The 19884-nt window shown below is 65.5% G+C and carries 20 protein-coding genes; 4 read left to right on the top strand and 16 right to left on the bottom strand.

All coding sequences use genetic code 11. The features are described 5' to 3' along the window. Positions 1-4: 4 nt before the first annotated feature. The 5 genes from L6D64_RS20580 to L6D64_RS20560 all read right to left on the bottom strand — a co-directional run bounded on the left by L6D64_RS20580 (position 5) and on the right by L6D64_RS20560 (position 5874). Positions 5-970, bottom strand: coding sequence for a 2-oxoglutarate and iron-dependent oxygenase domain-containing protein (locus L6D64_RS20580; protein WP_176509299.1), 966 nt, complete (start codon positions 968-970; stop codon positions 5-7). 166 nt (positions 971-1136) lie between these two features. Beyond that, a complete protein-coding gene (locus tag L6D64_RS20575) occupies positions 1137-2219 on the bottom strand; it encodes a BMP family ABC transporter substrate-binding protein (protein WP_176509301.1) in 1083 nt (360 codons plus the stop codon). A 52-nt stretch (positions 2220-2271) separates the two neighbouring features. Next, entirely contained in the window at positions 2272-3198 is a 927-nt protein-coding gene (locus tag L6D64_RS20570) for an ABC transporter permease (protein ID WP_176509303.1), read from the bottom strand. 24 nt (positions 3199-3222) lie between these two features. Continuing rightward, the gene (locus tag L6D64_RS20565) at positions 3223-4320 is read right to left on the bottom strand and encodes an ABC transporter permease (RefSeq protein WP_176509306.1); all 1098 of its coding nucleotides are present in this window, start codon (positions 4318-4320) and stop codon (positions 3223-3225) included. Between the two features lie 12 nt (positions 4321-4332). After that, the gene (locus tag L6D64_RS20560) at positions 4333-5874 is read right to left on the bottom strand and encodes an ABC transporter ATP-binding protein (RefSeq protein ID WP_176509308.1); all 1542 of its coding nucleotides are present in this window, start codon (positions 5872-5874) and stop codon (positions 4333-4335) included. A 250-nt stretch (positions 5875-6124) separates the two neighbouring features. Here L6D64_RS20560 and L6D64_RS20555 point away from each other — a divergent pair, with 250 nt between their 5' ends. Beyond that, positions 6125-6382 (top strand): hypothetical protein, encoded by a 258-nt coding sequence (locus L6D64_RS20555; protein ID WP_236192539.1) that lies wholly within the window; start codon positions 6125-6127, stop codon positions 6380-6382. A 43-nt stretch (positions 6383-6425) separates the two neighbouring features. Here the strand turns inward: L6D64_RS20555 and L6D64_RS20550 are convergent, their stop codons facing one another. After that, positions 6426-6710, bottom strand: a complete 285-nt coding sequence (locus tag L6D64_RS20550; protein WP_176509311.1) for a hypothetical protein — start codon at positions 6708-6710, stop codon at positions 6426-6428. A gap of 238 nt (positions 6711-6948) precedes the next feature. Here L6D64_RS20550 and L6D64_RS20545 point away from each other — a divergent pair, with 238 nt between their 5' ends. Both L6D64_RS20545 and xth read left to right on the top strand, forming a co-directional pair. Next, positions 6949-7191: a hypothetical protein gene (locus tag L6D64_RS20545; RefSeq protein WP_176509314.1), complete on the top strand. Its 243-nt coding sequence runs from the start codon at positions 6949-6951 to the stop codon at positions 7189-7191. Beyond that, complete coding sequence (gene xth / locus L6D64_RS20540; protein WP_176509315.1) at positions 7188-7979, top strand: exodeoxyribonuclease III; 792 nt, start codon at positions 7188-7190, stop codon at positions 7977-7979. The genes L6D64_RS20545 and xth overlap by 4 nt, the downstream gene beginning before the upstream one ends. 1 nt (position 7980) lies before the next feature. Here xth and L6D64_RS20535 read toward each other — a convergent pair whose 3' ends face one another. Genes L6D64_RS20535 through L6D64_RS20520 form a run of 4 tightly spaced genes read right to left on the bottom strand, consistent with a single transcriptional unit; the run spans position 7981 to position 13490 of the window. Continuing rightward, a complete protein-coding gene (locus L6D64_RS20535; protein WP_176509317.1) occupies positions 7981-10182 on the bottom strand; it encodes a xanthine dehydrogenase family protein molybdopterin-binding subunit in 2202 nt (733 codons plus the stop codon). After that, on the bottom strand, positions 10179-11180 hold the full coding sequence (locus tag L6D64_RS20530; protein ID WP_176509319.1) for an FAD binding domain-containing protein: 1002 nt from the start codon (positions 11178-11180) through the stop codon (positions 10179-10181). Before L6D64_RS20530 ends, L6D64_RS20535 begins: the two co-directional genes overlap by 4 nt. After that, on the bottom strand, positions 11177-11683 hold the full coding sequence (locus L6D64_RS20525; RefSeq protein ID WP_176509320.1) for a (2Fe-2S)-binding protein: 507 nt from the start codon (positions 11681-11683) through the stop codon (positions 11177-11179). Before L6D64_RS20525 ends, L6D64_RS20530 begins: the two co-directional genes overlap by 4 nt. A gap of 19 nt (positions 11684-11702) precedes the next feature. Beyond that, positions 11703-13490: a thiamine pyrophosphate-requiring protein gene (locus L6D64_RS20520; protein WP_176509322.1), complete on the bottom strand. Its 1788-nt coding sequence runs from the start codon at positions 13488-13490 to the stop codon at positions 11703-11705. 149 nt (positions 13491-13639) lie between these two features. Between L6D64_RS20520 and L6D64_RS20515 the strand changes: the two genes are divergently transcribed. Further along, positions 13640-14173 carry a cupin domain-containing protein gene (locus tag L6D64_RS20515; protein ID WP_176509323.1) on the top strand — a complete coding sequence of 178 codons (534 nt, stop codon included), beginning with the start codon at positions 13640-13642 and terminating at the stop codon, positions 14171-14173. 53 nt (positions 14174-14226) lie between these two features. Here the strand turns inward: L6D64_RS20515 and L6D64_RS20510 are convergent, their stop codons facing one another. From L6D64_RS20510 to L6D64_RS20485, 6 genes are all read right to left on the bottom strand, one after another. Continuing rightward, positions 14227-15240, bottom strand: coding sequence for a methionine ABC transporter ATP-binding protein (locus tag L6D64_RS20510; protein ID WP_176509325.1), 1014 nt, complete (start codon positions 15238-15240; stop codon positions 14227-14229). A gap of 3 nt (positions 15241-15243) precedes the next feature. Beyond that, positions 15244-16014 carry a MetQ/NlpA family ABC transporter substrate-binding protein gene (locus L6D64_RS20505; RefSeq protein ID WP_176509326.1) on the bottom strand — a complete coding sequence of 257 codons (771 nt, stop codon included), beginning with the start codon at positions 16012-16014 and terminating at the stop codon, positions 15244-15246. A 22-nt stretch (positions 16015-16036) separates the two neighbouring features. After that, positions 16037-16702 carry a methionine ABC transporter permease gene (locus tag L6D64_RS20500; protein WP_176509327.1) on the bottom strand — a complete coding sequence of 222 codons (666 nt, stop codon included), beginning with the start codon at positions 16700-16702 and terminating at the stop codon, positions 16037-16039. Then, the gene (locus tag L6D64_RS20495) at positions 16699-18069 is read right to left on the bottom strand and encodes an LLM class flavin-dependent oxidoreductase (protein ID WP_176509328.1); all 1371 of its coding nucleotides are present in this window, start codon (positions 18067-18069) and stop codon (positions 16699-16701) included. The genes L6D64_RS20500 and L6D64_RS20495 overlap by 4 nt, the downstream gene beginning before the upstream one ends. A gap of 12 nt (positions 18070-18081) precedes the next feature. After that, entirely contained in the window at positions 18082-19305 is a 1224-nt protein-coding gene (locus L6D64_RS20490) for an SfnB family sulfur acquisition oxidoreductase (protein ID WP_176509329.1), read from the bottom strand. 153 nt (positions 19306-19458) lie between these two features. Then, positions 19459-19839, bottom strand: a complete 381-nt coding sequence (locus L6D64_RS20485) for a termination factor Rho (RefSeq protein WP_176509330.1) — start codon at positions 19837-19839, stop codon at positions 19459-19461. Positions 19840-19884: the final 45 nt, after the last annotated feature.

Here is a 19884-nt window from a genome sequence, read left to right as displayed (position 1 = left end):
CCGCTCAGGCCTCGGCCGCTTCGCGGCGATAGGCATAGGTCTCGGCAAAGCGCGACAGCATGTAGGCGCTGCACGACACGGCCGGGTACCTGGCCGGGTTGTCCGCGCTGGAGCAGTTGGGCAGGCAGCTGATCTCGGTGTCCGGGTGCGGTTCGGCGAAGAATGGCATCGAGTAGCGGTCCACGCCCAGCGGGCTGATCACCCGGTGCGGTGTGGACGTGTAACGGTCGTTGCTCCAGCGCGCCATCATGTCGCCGATGTTCACCACAAAGGTGCCTTCGATGGGTGGCGCGTCGATCCATTCGCCATTCACGTTCTGCACCTGCAAGCCGCCAGCGGCATCCTGGTACAGCAAGGTCACGCAGCCGTAGTCGGTGTGTGCGCCGGCGCCTTGCTGGTCGGCGCTGCTGGCGGTCTGGCGTGGCGGGTAATGGATCATGCGGAACACGCTGATCGGCTCGGCAAAGCGTTGGTCGAAAAAGTCCTCTTCGATGCCCAGCGCCTCGGCCATGGCCCGCAGCAGGGTCAGGGACAGGGCGTGCATGTCCTGGTAGTGCTGTTGCAGCAGCGCTTCCCAGCCGGGGATGGCGGGGTGGCGATTGGGGCCGCGCAGTGGTTTTGCCGCGAGCACATCGGGGTGCTCGGCGCTCATGTGGAAACCCATGTCGAAGGTTTCCTTCAGGTCACTCGGCCGGCTCGGGTCGAGCTGCTCGGTGGCGATGGCGCCATAACCGCGGTGGTGGGCGCTGCGGGTGATGTCGATGCGCAGCTTTTCCTCGGCCGGGCGGGCGAAGAAGTCTTCGGCGGCGGCTTTCAGTTCGGCAATGCGCGCAGCCGGGATCGGGTGCCCCTTGATGTAGTAGAAGCCCCATTGCCGGCAGGCGGCGTCGATCTGCCGGGCCACCGCCTGGCGGGCGGCGGGGTCGTGCTGGTACAGCGGGGCGATGTCGATGATGGGCAGTGTGTTCATCCGGCCTCCGGTAAAGTGAGTTGCAGACGGCTCTTGTGGGAGCGGCCTTGCGTCGCGAAAGGGCTGCAAAGCAGCCCCGGCAATCTGTGCATCTGTGCTGATTCTCTGGGGCCGCGTTGCGGCCCTTTCGCGACGCAAGGCCGCTCCCACAGAGACAGCGCTGGCCTTACTTGGGCAGCTGTGCAGTGATGCCCTTGACGTAGTAGTTCATCCCCGCCAGTTCGGCATTGCTGGCCACGGCGCCCTCAGGAATCTTCACTGCACCACTCTGGTCAAGAATCGGCCCGGTGAACGGGTGGAACGAGCCATCCTTGATGCTGGCGATAATCTGCTCGGCGCCACTTTTCACGTCGGCCGGCACCAGGTCGCTGATCGGCAGCTCGACGGTGCCGTCGGCCAGGCCACCCCAGTAGTCCTGCGGCTTCCAGTTGCCGTCCATGACCGCCTGGGTGCTCTTGATGTAATGCGGGCCCCAGTTGTTGACGATCGAGGTCAGCACCGCCTTGGGCCCGAAGTGGGCCATGTCCGAGGCGTAGCCCACCGCGTAGATGCCACGGCGCTCGGCGGTCTGAATCGGCGCCGGGCTGTCGGTGTGCTGGAACAGCACATCGACGCCCTGGTCGATCAGGGCGTTGGCCGCATCGGCTTCCTTGCCCGGGTCGAACCAGGAGTTGACCCACACCACCTTGATCTCGGTGCCGGGGTTGTACTTGTCCAGCGCCAGCTGGATGGCATTGATGTCACGCAGCACTTCCGGGATCGGGAAAGAGGCGACGTAGCCGACCTTCTTGCTCTTGGTCATTTTCGCGGCGAGGTAACCGCCGACGTAGCGGCCTTCATAGGAGGTGGCCAGGTAGGTGCCGAGGTTCTTGTCCTGCTTGTAGCCGGTGGCGTGTTCGAAGGTGACCTTGGGGAACTGCCTGGCGACCTTGGCAGTCGGGTTCATGTAGCCGAACGAGGTGGCAAACACCAGGTCGTAGCCGCCCTTGGCCATGTTGCGGATGACCCGCTCGGCGTCGGCACCTTCCGGCACGTTTTCGACGAAGCTGGTGTCGACCTTGTCGCCAAACTGCTTGATCAGCGCCTGGCGGCCCTGTTCGTGCTGGTAGGTCCAGCCGTGGTCGCCGATCGGGCCGATGTAGACGAAGCCCACTTTCAGCGGGTCGGCGGCGGAGGCCGACAGTACCGTGCTCAGGCCGATAGCGGCGGCCAGGGTGCGCAGCAGCTTGTTGCTTTTCTTCTGATGCATCGAGGGTTCACTCCTGTGGGTCTTGTGTTGTTTTCTTGTCTGCGCCGTGTCGTCAGCGACCTGCTTTCCAGGGCTGGCCGAGCGAAACCGGTGCGTACAGCCGGGTCTTGATCGCGTCGCGTGAAAGCACCACCAGCACCAGGATCGTCGCCACATAGGGCAGCATCGCCAGCAGGTTGGCCGGGACGCTCACACCGATGCCCTGGGCTACCAGGTGCAGGATGCTGGCCAGGCCGAACAGGTAGGCGCCGAGCAGCACCCGCTGCACCCGCCAGCTGGCGAACACCACCAGCGCCAGGGCGATCCAGCCGCGGCCGGCGGTCATGTTTTCTGCCCACATCGGGGTGTAGGCCAGTGACAGGTAGGCGCCGGCAAGGCCCGCCATTGCGCCGCCGAACAGCACCGCCAGGGTGCGCACGCGCAGTACCGGCAGGCCCATGGCGCTGGCCGCGTCGGGGTTTTCGCCGACGGCCTGGAGGATCAGGCCGGTACGGCTTTTCAGCAGCACCCAGGCGACCAGGACGAACAGGGCGAAGGACAGGTACACCAGCACGTCCTGGTTGAACAGCATGTGGCCGATGATCGGCAGGTCGGCCAACAGCGGAATCGCCAGCGGTTCGAAGCCGCTCAACGGCTTGCCGACCCAGGCGCTGCCGACGAACGCCGACAGGCCGACGCCGAAGATGGTCAGGGCCAGGCCGGTCGCCACCTGGTTGGCCTGGCAGCCGAGGGCGACCACGGCGAACAGCGAGGCCAGCAGCATGCCGGCCAGGCACGCCAGCAGCACGCCAAGCCACAGGCTGCCGGTGGCGAAGGCGGCGATGAAGCCCACCACCGCGCCGAACAACATCATGCCTTCCTGGCCGAGGTTGAGCACGCCGCTCTTCTCGCACACCAGTTCGCCCAGGGCCACCAGCAGCAGCGGGGTACCGCAACGCACCATGGCGTAGAGAATGTTGCCAAGCAGATCGAGATCCATAGTCGAAGCCTCAGGTCGGGGAGGTCAGGCACTGGCCGTTTCGGCCACCGGCGTACGCCGCCAATTCAGCGTCAGCCGCGGCCGGTAGAGGATCAGCACGTCGCAGGCAAGCAGGTAGAACAGCATCAGTCCCTGGAACAGCCCGGTCAGCGCCTGCGGCAGGTTGAGGGTCATTTGCGCGTTCTCGCCGCCCAGGTAGAGCAGGGCCATCAGCAGGCCGGCAACCAGAATGCCGAGCGGGTTGAGCCGGCCAAGAAAGGCCACGGTGATCGCCGCATAGCCGTAGCCCGGCGACACTTGCGGCACCAGCTGGCCGATTGGCCCGCTGACTTCAGTCACCCCGGCCAGGCCCGCCAGGCCGCCGCTGATCAGCAACGCCAGCCACACCAGGCGCCTTTCGCGAAAGCCGACAAAACCGGCGGCGCGTTGGTCGAGGCCGAGCACTTTGATCTGGAAGCCCAGGAAGCTCTTGTGCAGCAGCACCCACACCGCCACCAGCGCCAGCAGCACGAAGTACAGGCCGACATGCAGGCGGCCATCCTCGAACAGCGCTGGCAGGCGGCTGGCATCGCCGAACATCGCCGACTGCGGGAAGCTGAAGCCTTCGGGGTCCTTGAGCGGGCCGTGCACGCAATACAGCAGCAGGTTCAGGGCGATGTAGTTGAGCATGATGGTGGTGAGGATCTCGTTGGCATTGAAGTGCGTGCGCAGCCACGCCGCCAATGCGCCCCACAGTGCGCCAGCGAGGGTGCCGCCCAGCAGCACCCAGAGCAGGGCCCAGCGGCTTTCCCAGTCGATGATGTGGATCGCCACGGCACTGCCGGCCAGGGCACCGATCAGCAGCTGGCCTTCGGCGCCGATGTTCCAGATGCGCGCCTGGTAGGCCACCGCCAGGCCCAGGGCACAGAGCAAAATCGGCAGGGCCTTGAGCAGCAGCTCGCTGAGGCCGTAGAGGTCGCTGACCGGGGCGATCAGCAAGGTGTGCAAGGTCAGCAGCGGGTCATGCCCCAGGGCGCTGAACAGGATCGCCCCGCTGACCAGGGTCAGCAGGCCGGCGAGCAGCGGTGACAGCGCCAGCATGGCACGCGACTGCTGGATACGGGGTTCGAGGGATAGCAACATGGCGGGTTCTCGTCAGGTGGCGGCGTGCGCGGTATCGAACTGGCCGGCCATCCAGCTGCCGACCTCCACGCTGTGGGTGTCGGCAGTGGCCTTGAGCGGCGACAGGCGCCCGCTGCACAGGGCGCCGATGCGGTCGCTGATCTGCAACAGTTCATCGAGGTCTTCGGAAATCACCAGGATCGCCGCGCCGGCATCGCGCAGGGCGATCAGGGCGCGGTGGATGGCTGCGGCGGCCCCGACGTCGACGCCCCAGGTCGGGTGGGCGGCGACCAGCAGCCTGGGGTTCTGCAGGATTTCCCGGCCAAGGATGAACTTCTGCAGGTTGCCGCCAGACAGGCTGCGTGCCGTGGCCTGCGCGTCCGGCGCCTTGACCGCGAAGCGCTGGATGATCTGGTCGGCCAGCGCCTGCACCTTGCCCGAGCGGACCAGGCCACGTTCGACCAGGCCTTGCTGGAAGGCGGTGAGCAGGGCATTGTCGGCCAGGCTCATGTCCGCCACCGCGCCGTGGCCCAGGCGCTCGGCCGGGACGAACGCCAGGCCCAGGGCGCGACGGGCATCCGGATGCAGGTTGGCCATGGGCTGGTTGTCGAGGCTGATGCGTTCACGCTCGCTGGCGTGCAGGCGGGTTTCGCCGCTGAGCAAGGCCAGCAATTCGTCCTGGCCGTTGCCGGCAACTCCGGCGATACCGACGATTTCACCGCAGCGTACTTCCAGGCGCAGGTGCTCGAACGAGGTGCCGAACGGGTCCTGGTTGCGCCAGCTGAGGTCGTCTATCCGCAGGCGTGGCAGGCCGCCGGCGCGCTTCGGGTAGCTGGCTTCGAGCCCTTCGGCATCGCCGACCATCAGCCGCGCCAGCTGCAGGTCGCTGCAGTCGGCAGGTACGCAGGCGCCGGCAACCCGGCCCGCACGCAGCACGGTGGCGCTGTGGCAAAGGGCGCGCACTTCATTGAGCTTGTGGCTGATGAACAGGATGCTGCAGCCTTCGCTGGCCAGCGTGCGCAGGGTGACGAACAGTTGCTCGACCTCATGGGGCGTCAGCACCGAGGTCGGTTCATCGAGGATCAGCAATTTGATGTCCTGCATCAGGCAGCGCACGATCTCCACCCGCTGGCGTTCGCCGATCGACAGGCTGTGCACCAGGCGCTCCGGCTCCAGCGCCATGCCATAGCGCTGCGAGACCTTGCGGATGCGCGGCGCCAGCTGCTTCGGCGAGCCCGCCTCGCGGCCCAGGGCCAAGGCGATGTTCTGCGCCACGGTCAGGGTCTCGAACAGCGAAAAATGCTGGAACACCATGCCGATTCCCAGCCTGCGGGCCTGGCCCGGATCATCCACTTGCACCGGCCGACCTTCCCACCACAGCTGGCCGGCGTCCGGCCGGGTGACGCCGTAGATGATCTTCATCAGGGTGCTCTTGCCCGCGCCGTTCTCGCCCAGCAGGGCATGGATCTCACCGGCGGCGATGCGCAGGTCGACGCGGTCGTTGGCCAGCGTGCCTGGGTAGCGCTTGCTGATGGCACGTAGCTCGAGGCGCAGGTGCGCAGGGGTTTCGGACATGGGCTGCTCGATGTGCTGGAGGTGAGCAGCTTGCAAAGCAAAAACATGGCCAGGTGGTCAGATTCCCGTTCGACGGCCGTTGCAGACAGGGCTGCGGCCAGTCAGGGCGGGGTGCCGGGCAGGTGCAGCGGTAGGCGGGGTGTGTGGTTTTGGGGCGTTGCGGGCGCCAAAGTGGGGCGAAATTCAAGCATGAGCTGCCTTGATGCATTCACATAATGCGACTAATACTAAAGAGCTGCCGAGAAGAGGGATGGTCATGCAGACGCGCTTCGTTGTGGTACCCGCACTACCGCTGGAAAAGGAATACCTACCGAGGAGTGCCGGCTTTCCGAAGGCATTGGGCAAGGGTTATGACCTCTACGACACACAAGACAAGCTCAGGCTACCGCTGAACTTTCCTACGAGGGCTGAAGCTGACTACGCCTGTGCCTGCCGCAATGGCCTGTCAGGGGCGAGTGAAGACGACGCGTGCGGAGGGCTTTCGGGCTGGTGCGCCGCTGAAACCTGATGCACCGGGGCAGCTTCGCCACCCCGGTGCAAGCCGGGCATTATCAACGATCCTTGTCTTGTTGTTGGGTGCCACCCTGGGTGGATTGGCCACCCATGCGCCCGCTGTCAGCAGGCGTCTGCTGGCCGCCGGCCTGTCCACCCTGGTGGCCGGTATCACTGGACTTTTCCCAATCCTTGTTCATCTTGTCTTCAGGTTTTTGCCCGGACTGCTGGCCGCCTTTCTGCGAACCAGGCATATCGCCTTGGCCGCCTTTGCCACCAGCATCTCCGGCACCGGCCTGATTGCTGCCGCCCTGGCTTCTATCTTTGTCTTGATTGTTAGCCATGATCGCTTACCTCAAGTCAGACACAGAACGTTCTGTGTTCTTGTGTGACTGGCGAAGGTTGCGCCGCACTGCAAAAACTTTCGGCAATTCAGACAAGACGCTTTAACCAACCTCGGGCCAATCATTAGCGGGTGAAAACCTGTCGAAGCATTGCCAGCGGCCGCCGACCACGTTGCGGTTGAACGTTGCCAGGGTGCAGGGCTCATACATGCAAAGGGCACAGCGAGGAGTGTCACCCATGAGCATCGAACGCAGCATCCCCGAGCTTGAGGCCTGGTACGCCCAGTACGACGACATCAGCTACCGCCGCGAGTCGCCGGATGCCTACTATCATGAACTGGTTCGCACGGCGGAGGCCTTGCGCGACGATGGTGCCATCGACTGGGATGACTGGCTGGCACTCAAAGCGCTGGCCGATGACGCCCATGTCCATGCCCTTGAAGATGCCGTGCAGGCCCACGTGAGCGACCCGGACGCATGAAAGCGCTGAAGATTGCCACCTTCAACATCAACGGCATCCGCAGCCGCTTGCCGGCGCTGCTGGCCTGGCTGGAACGGGAGCAGCCGGATATCGCCTGCCTGCAGGAACTCAAGGCGCCGGATGTGCAGTTCCCTCGTCAGGACCTGGAGGCAGCGGGGTACGGCTGCCTTTACCAGGGGCAGCCGTCCTGGAACGGCGTGGCGATCCTGGCCCGTGGCAGCGAACCGCTGGAGGTCCGCCGCGGCTTGCCTGGCATGGAGGATGACAGCCAGAGCCGCTATCTGGAGGCAGCGGTGCATGGCGTGCTGGTCGCGTGCCTGTACCTGCCCAACGGCAACCCGCAGCCGGGGCCGAAGTTCGACTACAAGCTGCGCTGGTTCGAATGCCTGATCGAGCATGCCCAAGGGCTGTACGCAAGCGGCCACCCGACGCTGCTGGCCGGCGATTTCAACGTGGTGCCGACCGACATGGATATCTACAACCCCCGCTCATGGCTCAAGGATGCGCTGCTGCAGCCCGAGTCGCGCGCATGCTACCAGCAGTTGCTGGACCAGGGCTGGGTCGATGCCATTCGCCACCTGCACCCCGACGAGCGCGTGTACACCTTCTGGGATTACTTCCGTAATCACTGGGCACGCAACGCCGGGCTGCGCATCGACCACCTGCTGCTCAACCCGGACCTTGCGCCTTACCTGAAACGGGCCGGCGTCGACGCCTGGGTGCGTAACGAAGCCAAGGCCAGTGACCACGCGCCGGTGTGGATCGAGGTGGGTGGGCGCAAGCGATAGCTCACAGCAGCGTGTCCAGGGTGATCGGAAACGCCCTGATGCGCTTGCCGGTGGCGTGGTAGACCGCATTGGCGACTGCCGCCGCCACCCCGACCACGCCGATTTCACCCACGCCTTTGGAACCCAGCTCGTTGACGATATCGTCCTGCTCGTCGACAAATATCACCTCGACATCGGCGACGTCGGCGTTGACCGGAATGTGATACTCGGCCAGGTTGTGGTTGAGTATCCGGCCCAGCGCGTGGTCAGTCTGGCTCTGTTCCTGCAGGGCCATGCCAAGCCCCCACACGACACCGCCCAGGATCTGGCTGCGAGCGGTTTTCGGGTTGACCACACGCCCGGCCGCGACGGCGCTGACCACGCGCGTGACCTTGATCGTGCCCAGCGCCTCATCCACCTGGACTTCAACGAACACTGCCGAGTGCGTTGCGGTGGAAAACGCGTCACGCTTCGCGCTCGGCTCTGCATCGATCTGTACCTCGAAACAGCCTTTTTCCGCAGTGGCGGCAATGTCCGCGAGCGCGATGCGCTGGTGGCCGAAATGCAGGTGGCCATCGGCAAAGCGGATCGCTTCCACGGGCAGGCTGGCGAGGGCAGGGTAGGTCGCGCGTGCGTGCTCCAGCACCTTGCTGCGCAGGACCTGGCAGGCCTGCAGCACTGCTGCACCGACGGACGAGACGGTGAACGAGCCGCCCTGCAAGGGCGCGGTGGGCAGTGAGGAGTCACCCAGCATGAAGGTCACGTCCGCGACCGGCATTCCCACCGCGTCGGCGGCAATCTGGGTCATGACCGTGTAGGTACCGGTACCGATATCGGTGGTCGCACTGCTGACCGTCAAGTGGCCTTGTGCATCCAGCCGCGCCTTGGCGCTGGCCTTCATCTGCATGGCTTCCCACACGCCACCCGCCATGCCCCAACCGATCAGTTGCCGACCTTCTCGCATACTACGTGGTACGGCAGTACGGCCGCTCCAGCCGAAGCGCCTGGCGCCTTGGTCATAGCAGGCCAGCAATGCCTTGCTGGAGTACGGCTTGCCTTCGTTGCCGTTATGGTCGGCGAAATTGACCCGCCGCAATTGCACCGGGTCGATGTCGAGCGCACAGGCGAGTTCATCCATCGCACATTCCAGGGCAAGGACACCGGAGCCTGCACCGGGCGCCCGCATGTCCAGTGGGGTGTACACGTCGAGCGGGGTCAGGCGATAGCTCAGGGCAACGTTATCGCAGCGGTACAGCATGCCGCTCCATTCCACCAGGTGCTCGGTGAAGTCTTCGAAGCGAGACGTCTGGCCGATCGCGTCATGGGCAACCGCCAGCAACCGGCCGTCGGTATCGGCGCCCAGGCGCAGGCGCTGCAGCGTGCGAGGCCGGTAGCCAAAGGTGAACATCTGTTGGCGGGTGAGGGTGACCCTGACCGAGCGTTTCAGTTGCAGTGCGGCCATGACCGCAAGCGGTAACTGGTACTGCGGACGCAACCCTGAGCCGAACGCCCCGCCGACATACGCGGCCAGCACCCGGACGTTGTCCTTGGGCAGCCCGAACACCTTGTGCAGGTAGTCCTGGCAGTTCTGCGTGCCTTGGGTCTTGTCGTGTATCTCGAGCTGATCGCCGGGTTTGTAGAGGACCGTCGATGCATGCGGTTCCATAGGGTTGTGATGTTCGTTGGCGGTCTGGTAGGTCGCATCGACCTTGACCGGCGCCTGGGCGAACTCCCCGGCGAAGTCGCCCCGCGGCGCGGGTGTCTCGGCGGGGGCCGGGTGGCTGTGATCAAGGGCGGCCAGCAAGTCGGTCTGGTGCGCCTCCTGGCTGTACTCGATGGTGATCAGCGAGCCTGCGTAGCGGGCCAGCTCGAGGTTTTCCGCCACCACCAGTGCCAGCGGCTGCCCGCTGTACAGCACGCGGTCATTGAACAATGGGCGAAAGGGCGCGCCTTCGGCCGAGTCTGCGTCGCTGTAGTCATCGTCGTAACTGGAAACCCGAGGACGGTGGGCATGGTCCAGCACGGCGATGACGCCGGGTACCTTGAGCGCCTCGCTGCTGTCGATGCGAAGCACCCGGCCACGGGCGATGGTGCTGCAGACGACGCTGCCATGCAGCAGGCCGGTGTCAGGGTATTCGCCGGCATAGCGAGCCTGCCCGGTAACCTTTGCCAGGCCATCGACACGGTCTATGGGCTGGCCGACAACGGGGGTAATGCCATTCATGGGGTGGCTCCTGGGTAGGTTTTGCCAAAGGCGGCTTCACTTAGCGCACGGACGATGGCCCGCTGTGCGAGGGGGACCTTGAAACCGTTGTGGTTCAGCGGCCTGGCACCTTGCAGCAACAGGTCGGCGGCTTGCGTGAACAGTGCCTCGGAAGGCGCCTGGCCCTGCAATGCCTGTTCAGCAGTGGCTTCGCGCCAAGGCTTGTGCGCTACACCGCCGAGCGCCAGGCGGGCCTGCTCAATGAGCCCCCCCTTGATAGTCAGGCCCGCTGCCACCGATACCAGGGCGAAGGCATACGATGCCCGGTCGCGGATCTTCAGGTAGCTGCAATGCGCCGCGAAGTGTGGCGGGGGCAGCTCGATGGCGACGACCAGTTCATCGTCGCTCAGGTGATTGTCGCGCTCGGGTGCGTTCCCCGGCAGGCGGTGGAACTCCGCGAAGGCGATCTGGCGCTCACCGCCCGTACCTTGCACATGTACCACCGCGTCCAGGGCGGCCAGGGCGACGCACATGTCAGAGGGATGGGTGGCGACACAGGCGGCGCTGGCTCCGAGGATCGCATGCATCCGGTTCAGCCCGCTGCGCGCCGGGCAGCCGCTGCCAGGCTCGCGTTTGTTGCACGGCGTGCCGGTGTCGTAGAAGTAAGCGCAGCGTGTGCGTTGCAGCAGGTTGCCACCGGTGGTCGCCATGTTTCGCAACTGCGGCGAGGCGCCTGCCAGGATGGCCTGGGACAGCAGTGGATAGCCTTGCTCGACCCGTGGGTCCCAGGCCAGTTCGGCATTGCTGACCAGTGCGCCGATGCGCAAGCCACCGTTTGCAGTGGCTTCGATGTCCTTGAGCGGCAGGCCCGAGATGTCGATCAGGCGCTCAGGCCGTATGACGTTTTCCTTCATCAGGTCGACCAGGTTGGTGCCGCCGGCAATGAACCGGGACGACAGGCTGGCGAGGTGGATGGCTTCGTTGACGGAGGCAGGTTTGTGGTAGCTGAAGGGGTTCATTTGCCTGTCTCCTGCATCAGCGGCAGGGCTTCTTCAACGGCCGCGACAATGTTGCTGTAGGCGCCGCAACGGCACAGGTTGCCGCTCATCTGCTCGCGTATGGCTTCGCGGCTGTCGGCCCGCCCTTCGCGGGCGAGGCCGACAGCCGAGCAGATCTGCCCGGGGGTGCAATAGCCGCACTGGAAAGCATCATGGGTGATGAACGCGCGCTGCATGGGGTGCAACTGGTCGCCAGCGGCCAGCCCTTCGATGGTGACCAGTTCGGCGCCGTCGCACATGACCGCCAGGGTCAGGCAGGCATTCACCCGCCGGCCGTCACGCAACACGGTGCAAGCGCCGCACTGGCCGTGGTCACAGCCTTTCTTGGTGCCGGTCAGGTCGAGCTGCTCACGCAGCAGATCCAGCAGCGTCGTCCATGGCAGGACCTGCAGCGAGCGGGCCTGCCCGTTCAGTGTCAGGCTGATGGGGTGCGCCTGGGCGTCTTCGGGGGTGATTGCACGCATGGGAGGTCCTCACGGTGGGTCATTTCTTGCCCGGCAATACCGAACTGAGCACTTGTTTGGCCGTCTGCACGATGACGCCGGCCTGGTCCGGGTCGCCTTGCAGCAGGGTGCTGGCGAACTTCTTCGCTTGTTCCAGCTTGATATGCGGCGGCAGGGGCGGCACGTCGGGGTCGGTCTTGAACTCGATCAATACCGGCCGGTCGGCGGCCAGGGCCCGCTCCCAGGCGCCGGCGATGTCTTCTTCGCGCTCGACGTAGATGCCTTGCAGGCCGATGGAGATGGCGAACAGGTGGTAGGGCACATCGGGTATCGATTGCGAAGCTTCGAACTTCGGGTCGCCTTCCATCACCCGCTGCTCCCAGGTGACCTGGTTGAGGTCTTCGTTGTTGAACACGGCGCAGATCCATTGCGGGTTGGCCCACTGCTGCCAATACTTGGCCACGGTGATCAGCTCGGCCAGGTTGCTCATCTGCATGGCGCCATCACCGACCAGGGCGACCACGGCACGCTCTGGCTGAGCGAACTTGGCGGCGATCGCGTAAGGCACGGCCGCGCCCATGCTGGCCAGGCCGCCGGACAACGAGCACTGCATGCCCTGGCGGATTTGTAGGTCGCGGGCGAACCAGTTGGCGCAGGAGCCGGAATCGCTGGTGATGATGGCGTTGTCGGGCAGGCGTGGGGAAAGCTCGTGCACCACGCGTTGCGGGTTGATCGGCTCGGCCTTGACCAGCGCGCGTTTTTCCAGGGTCTTGTCCCAGTGCGCCCGCCAGCTTTCGACCTTGTCACGCCAACGCCGGTCCGCCTTGTGCTCCAGCAGTGGCAGCAGCGCGTGCAGGGTTTGCGCGGCGTCGCCGACCAGGTTCACCTCCATCGGGTAGCGCAGGCTGAGCATGTCGGGTTGCAGGTCGATCTGCACGCCACGGGCCTGGCCTTCCTTGGGCAGGAATTCGGAATACGGGAAGCCCGAGCCGATCATCAGCAGGGTGTCGCACTCGCTCATCAGCCGGTAGCTGGGTTCGGTGCCGAGCAGGCCGATGGAACCGGTGACCCACGGCAGGTCGTCGGGCAGCACAGCCTTGCCCAGCAGCGCCTTGGCCACGCCTGCGCCGAGTTTTTCCGCGGCCGCAATGACCTGCTCGGTGGCCTGCAGCGCGCCGGCCCCAACCAGTATCGCCACCTTGCGCCCAGCGTTGAGCACGTCGGCGGCGCGCTGCAGGTCCGCGTCGAAGGGGACGACCTTGGGCTTGCTGTAGCCGATGCCGGAATGCACCGTGCCATGGGCTTTGGGCGGCTCGTTGTAGGGCAGGTCCTGCAGATCGTTGGGCAGGATGATGGCGGTGACCCGGCGCTCACCGACCGCGGTGCGCACCGCGCGGTCGAGCAGGTGGCGGACCTGTTCCGGCGTGGACGCTTGCTGGACGAAGGCACCGGCCACATCCTTGAACATCGACAGCAGGTCGAGCTCTTGCTGGTAGTGCCCGCCAAGCGCGGCGCGCGCCTGCTGACCGACGATGGCCAGCACCGGCTGGTGGTCCATGCGCGCATCGTACAGGCCGGTGAGCAGGTGCGAGGCGCCGGGGCCGGAGGTGGCGATGCACACGCCCAGTTCGCCGGTGAACTTGGCGTGGGCGCTGGCCATGAACGCGGCCATTTCTTCGTGGCGGGCCTGGATGAACTCGATCTTGCCCTTGGCCCGGTTCAGGGCGCCGAACACGCCATTGATGCCATCGCCAGGGTAGCCAAAGATGCGTCGCACGCCCCATTGATACAAGCGCTCCACCAGAAAGTCGCCTACCGTGCCAGTCATCGTCTTCTCCCAGAATGTGCTCGATAGGGGTCTGGACTTGGCTGGCTTCGGGAAAGTTTCACCCGTGTTCACGTCTGTCGGCTGACCGGAACCTCGTCGTCCTCGCAGGCTTCCCAGGCACATCGACCCACTGATCAGGACCCATGCAGATGAGCGCTATCGACACCACCAGCGGCAACTTGCAGACCCTGCTTTTCGACGATGACGGGGCCACACCCAACAACCGATTTCCGGTACTGCTGTACCGGTTTCAGCTTGACCCTGCAGAGGACAATGCCAGTGCGTTCGAGGCGCTGTTCTCGGCGCACCAGTGGGCACCGCTATGGCGTGCCGGCATCTTCGACTACCACCATTTTCACCCCAACGCCCACGAGGCCCTGGGCGTCGCCACGGGGCATGCCCAGGTCACCCTTGGCGGCGAAGCAGGGCAGACGCTGAGTGTCAAAGTGGGGGATGTGCTGGTGTTGCCGGCGGGTACCGGCCATCGCTGCGTAGAAGCCAGCGATGACTTTCTGGTGGTCGGCGCCTATCCGCACGGGCAGGAGCAGTACGACATCCAGCGTCCCGATCGGGCAATGCACCAACAGGCGTTGGCGCGTATCGCTGCCGTCCCCGTCCCCGCGCAGGATCCGGCCACCGGCATGCAGATGACCCACTGGCATAACCGAACCTCAAACGACTGAGGGCGCGCATGGCCCTGTAGCCTGCTCGGCCTGGACGCTGTGGCCCTGGGCTGTCAAACCCACTCGACCCGGTCGGCCAGCCGGCTGGCCCGCTGCATCAGCACGTCGGCCGGGGTCGCGCTGCTGATCGCCAGGCGCAGGCGCCCGAGGTAGCGGCCTTGAATAGGCTCGATGGAAGCCGAATGCAGGCTCACACCTTCGCCCAGTGCTGCGCTGATAGCCGGCAGGTCAGGCTGCAAGTACTGGTTTCCGGTGTAGTGCAGGTCGATATGACGCTGACCGGGGTGGCTGGCCTGGCGCGGCAGGGCGGCGTCGCTCAGGAGGATGCGGCTGACAGGGTGTTGGGGATCGCCAAACACTTGCCACACCTCGCCGGCCTCGACGATACGGCCTTGTTCCAGCACTGCCACGCGGTCGCACAGGTCACGTATCACCTGCATTTCGTGGGTGATCAGGACGATGGTCAGGCCCAGCCGCTGGTTGATGTCGCGCAACAGCTCAAGCACCGACTCGGTACTTTGCGGGTCGAGTGCCGAAGTGGCCTCGTCGCACAGCAGGATCTGCGGTTGCAACACCAGCGCCCGGGCAATGCCGACGCGCTGCTTCTGGCCGCCTGACAGTTGCGCCGGGTAGTTCCCGGCGCGTTCTGCCAGGCCCACCAGCTGCAACAGTTCCCGCACCCGGGCGGCGCGCTGCGCCTGAGGCACACCGGCCATGCGCAGCGGCAGCTCGACATTCTCCCAGACGCTGCTGTTGGCCAGCAGGTTGAAGTGCTGGAAGATCATCGCCACCTTGCGCCGCAGGCTCTGCAGGGGCTTGCCCTGCAGGCCGGCAATGTCCTGGCCGTCGATCAGCACCTGGCCAGCGCTGGGCGTCTCCAGGCGATTGAGCAGGCGCAGCAGCGAGGACTTGCCCGCGCCACTGCGGCCGATGATGCCGAATACCTCGCCGCGGCGTATCTCGAGGTCGATGGCATCCAGCGCGCTGACCCCGCCGTAGCGCTTGTGGATGCCCTGCAGCTGTACGTGGGCCAGGGCTGGCTGGAGCTGCTGCTGAAAGCGGCTCATGGCTCAGAACCCCGGGGCGATCTGGCCCTTGTAGCGGGTCAGGATGAAATTGCGCACTTCTGGCGAGTTGAGTGCCTTGGCCAGTTTCTGGATACCGGGGTCCTGCAGGTTATCGGGGCGGGCGACCAGGTACTCGACATACAGGTCCTTGCCTTTCTCGACGATCAGCGCGCTGTTGGTGTCGATACCCGCCTCCAGTGCGTAGTTGGCGAAAACGAAGGCCAGGTCCACCTGCTTGACCGAACGGGCCAGCATGGCGCCTTCCAGTTCGCGGATCTTCAGATGGCGCGGGTTGTCGGTGATGTCACGCTGGGTGGATTGCGGGTTGGCCGGGTCCTTGAGCTTGAGCAATCCGGCCTCGGCCAGCAGCACCAGGGCGCGGCCAGTGTTCACCGGGTCATTGGGGATGGCCACGCTGGCGCCATCGGGCAGCTCGGCCAGGGTCTTGTACTTGGCCGAGTAGGCGCCGAACGGCTCGATGTGCACACCGACCACCGGGACCAGGTCGGTATGCCGGGTCTGGTTGAAGTCGTTGAGGAACGGCCGGTACTGGTAGTAGTTGGCATCCAGGTGCTTTTGCGCCAGTTGCAGGTTGGGCTGGATGAAGTCGTTGAACACCTTGATGTCGAGGTCCACGCCCTCCTTGGCCAGGGCTGGCTTGACGAATTCGAGGATCTCGGCGTGGGGCACCGGCGTGGCGCCGACCACCAGATGTTCGGCGGCCTGCGCGCTGAAGGCGATGAAGGCGGCGAGGGCAGTGAGGGTCTTTCTCATGATGGGGATACCTTGAAGGGATTCAGCGTCGGGTGAAATGTCTTACCAGGCGGTCACCGCTCATCTGCAACACCTGCACCAGCAGGATCAGCAGCAGCACGGTGACCACCATCACATCGGTCTGGAAGCGCTGGTAGCCGAAGCGGATCGCCAGGTCGCCGAGGCCGCCGCCGCCGATCACGCCGGCCATGGCGGTATAGTCGACCAGCACGATGGCGGTGACCGTGACGGCCGCGATCAGCCCGGTGCGCGCTTCGGGCAGCAGGGTGTAGCGGATGATCTGGGCGATGCTGCCGCCCATGGCCTGGCTGGCCTCTACCAGGCCGCGGTCGACTTCGCGCAGGGCGGTTTCCACCAGGCGGGCGAAGAACGGCGTGCAACCGACCACCAGCGGCGGGATGGTGCCCTTGACCCCGAGGGAGGTGCCGGTCAGCAGCGTGGTCAACGGGATCAGCACGATCAGCAGGATGATGAATGGCAGCGAACGCAGCACGTTGACCACCACGCAGAGGCTGCGGTAGAGCGGCCCGTTGGCGAGCAGTTGGCGTTGCCCGGTGAGGTACAGCAATACCCCCAGGGGCAGGCCGAACAGCACCGTGAAGCCCAGTGCCGCGCCCAGCATGCTCAGGGTGTCGAGGCAGGCCTGGGCGATTTCGCCCCAATCGAGGTTGCTCAGCAGTTCGTTCATCGGCCAGCCTCACGGCGCAGCGCGGCGACCGGGTGCGATCCGCCCAGGCGGTCACCGCGGCCGAACAGCTTGTTGCGCAACGTGCCGGGTGGGTAGGCACGCTTGAACAGCCCGCGGGCCTGCAGCTCCGGCACCAGCAGGTCGACCACCGCTGCAAAGGTTTCCGGCGCGACCACGCTGGCCAGGTTGAAGCCATCGACGCCGGTTTCCTCCACCCATTCCTGCAATTGATCGGCCACGGTCTGTGCCGAGCCTACCAGCACCGGGCCGTCGCCACCGATGGCGCAATATTCGGCAATTTCGGCGGTGGTCCAGGTGCGTGTCGGGTCGGCGCGGGTGAAGGCCTCCACGGCGGACTGGATGGCGTCGCTGGGCACGTCGCGCAGCACCTGGTCGGGGGCGTATTCGGCGAAGTCGATACCGGTCCAGCCGGCCATCAGCGTCAAGGCGCCGCTGGCGCTGGCGTACTGGCGATACTCATCGAGCAGGGCCAGCGCCTGCTGGTCGGTCAGGGCGACGATGACCGTCAGTTGTTCGAGGATCTGTACCTCATCGGCCGCGCGCCCGGCGGCAGCCACTGCCGCCCGCAGTTCGGCCACCTGCTTGCGCAGCACCGCCTTGCTGGGGGCGGCGACGACCACGCACTCGGCATGGGCGGCGGCGAAGGCTCGGCCGCGGCTCGAGGCGCCGGCCTGGTAGATCACCGGCGAGCGTTGCGGCGAGGGCTCGCTCAAGTGAAAACCCGGCACCTTGAACCAGGTGCCCTGGTGGTCGATGCCGTGGACCTTGCGCGGGTCGGCATACACCCCGGTCGCCCGGTCGGCCTGGACCGCATCGTCTTCCCAGCTGGTTTCCCAGAGCTTGTAGCAGACCTGCAGGTATTCCTCGGCCAGTGCATAACGCTGATCGTGGCTGAGTGGCGGTTGCCCCAGGTTGCGTGCGCCGCTGGCCAGGTAAGAGGTGACGATGTTCCAGCCGGCGCGCCCCTGGGTCAGGTGATCGAGGGTGCTCATGCGCCGGGCGAACGGGTAGGGGTGCTCGAACGACACCGATGCGGTCACGCCGAAACCCAGGTGGCGGGTGGCAGCGGCCATGGCCGGTACCAGCTGCAACGGGTCGTTGACCGGCACTTGGGCAGCGCTGCGCAAGGCCGCGTCGGCATTGCCGCCATACACGTCATAGACGCCCAGCACGTCGGCGATGAACAACCCGTCGATGCAGCCCCGCTCCAGGGTCTTGGCAAGCTCAACCCAATAGTGGATATCGGTATAGCGGGTGGCCTGGTCCCGCGGGTGGCGCCAGAGCCCTGGCGAAAGATGGCCGACGGTGTTCATGGCAAAGGCATTGAGGCGGATCTGCTTGGTCATGGTCGCGCGGCCTCAGTTCCAGTCATGGCGGGCAGGCTTGATGCCGTTCAAGGCCCAGTTGCCGACCAGGTGATATTTCCAGCGCACCGGGTCGTGCAGGGTATGCACCCGGGCGTTGCGCCAGTGGCGGTCGAAGTTGTGCTGCGTCAGCGACGAGCGCGTGCCGCCCAGTTCGAACAGGCGGTTGCTGGCCTCGATGGCCACCTCGGTGGTGAGCACCTTGGCCTTGGCCACGGCCACCGAGGCCAGGGCCACGTTGTCTTCATCCGGTGCCGGTCTGGCCGCGTCCAGCGCCAGGCCGGCGCGCTCCAGCAGCGCCTCGGCCGCTTCCTGGCGGATTTCCAGTGAGCCGACCTGGATGATGGTCAGCGGGTCTTCGCTGGCCTTTTCCACCTTGGCGTCGATCCACGGGCGGGCGTGCTGGCGCACGAAGGCCATGGTGTCGTCCAGCGCCGCACGGCCGATGCCGGCATCGATGGCGGCGGTGGTCAGCTGGGCGAAGGGGCCGGCCAGGGTCGGGCTCTCGTAGGAGCGGTAGCTGGGGAACAGGTTGAACGCCTGTACCCGCAGGCCATCGAGCAGCACGGTACCGCTGGAGGTGGTGCGCTGGCCGATACTGCTCCAGTCGTCGACGATCACCAGGCCAGGCGTGCCGCGTTCGACGAATGCCAGTTGCGCACGGTCCTGCTCATCCAGCGCCAGTACCCCGATCCAGTGGGCGTACAACGAGCCGGTGCAGTAGCCTTTGCGCCCATCGATGCGAAAGCCGTCGCCTTCGGCCACCAGGCGTGTACGGATGTCCTGGACGGTCTTGCCGCCGGTTTCCGACAAAGCATTGGCAAAGCGATGGCCCTGCAGCACCAGGCCGAAGAAGTGGCGCTGTTGTTCGGCGGTGCCTTGCAGGCGGATGTCTTCGAGCAGGCAGTAGTGATTCTGCGGAATCTGCCCCAACGAGGGGTCGGCGGCCGAGACGATGGCGATGACGCGCGCGAGCGTGGCGTACGAGACCTCGGCACCGCCATGGGCCCGTGGCACGGTGATGCCCCACAGCCCGCTGTTGGAGAAGGCGTCGACAATGTCTGCCGGTACATGCCGCTGTCGATCGCGTTCGGCCGCGCCTTCGCGCAACAGTGCAGCGACCTGGTGGGCGACGGCGATCGCCTCGCCGTCGTCTTCGATGATGTGCGCTGCAGGGCGGCGGATTTCGTAGGCTGCAGAGAGGATTTCGCTAGGCATGGACAACTCGATGTGTAGTCGGACGACTTCACATTGCAGCTGTTGTGCCAGCCCCGGAAGTGCCGCAAACCAGGGCCTTGCAGCCAGCCGGGGGCGAGCGTCCGTGTGTGGATCGCCGCCAACTGTTGGCCGGCTGTTGCCTGTGCAACAGTGTCAGGCGCTCTTGCGCAGGGCTGCCACCAGTTCGGCCTTGGTCATGGTCGAGCGACCTTTGATGTCCTTGCTGCGCGCCTCCTTGAGCAGGCTTGCCTTGGTCTGGCTTTCCAGCGAGCTGCCGGATGAGCGGGCGTGCCCCTCGCGTGACTTCGCTGCACGCCTGGCCGAGTCCGAACGGGCCGTCTTCTTCTCGCCAGCGGAGGTCTTGCTGCCAGAACCGCCTGACTTCTCGCCACCCCCGGACTGCTTGTTGACGGTGGCCCAGGCGCGCGCCTCGGCTTCATCCTTCGACACGCCCTTGTGCTCGTAGCTCTCTTCGATATGCTCGGCCTTGCGCTTCTGCTTGTCGGTGTATTTGTCCTTGTCGCCGCGTGGCATGGCATTCACTCCTGCGTGGTGTACCTGAAGGGTTGAAGGCCTGGG

Source organism: Pseudomonas urethralis (assembly GCF_021602465.1).
Classification (GTDB): Bacteria; Pseudomonadota; Gammaproteobacteria; order Pseudomonadales; family Pseudomonadaceae; genus Aquipseudomonas; species Aquipseudomonas vlassakiae.
This window is presented reverse-complemented; position numbering and strand designations above follow the sequence as displayed.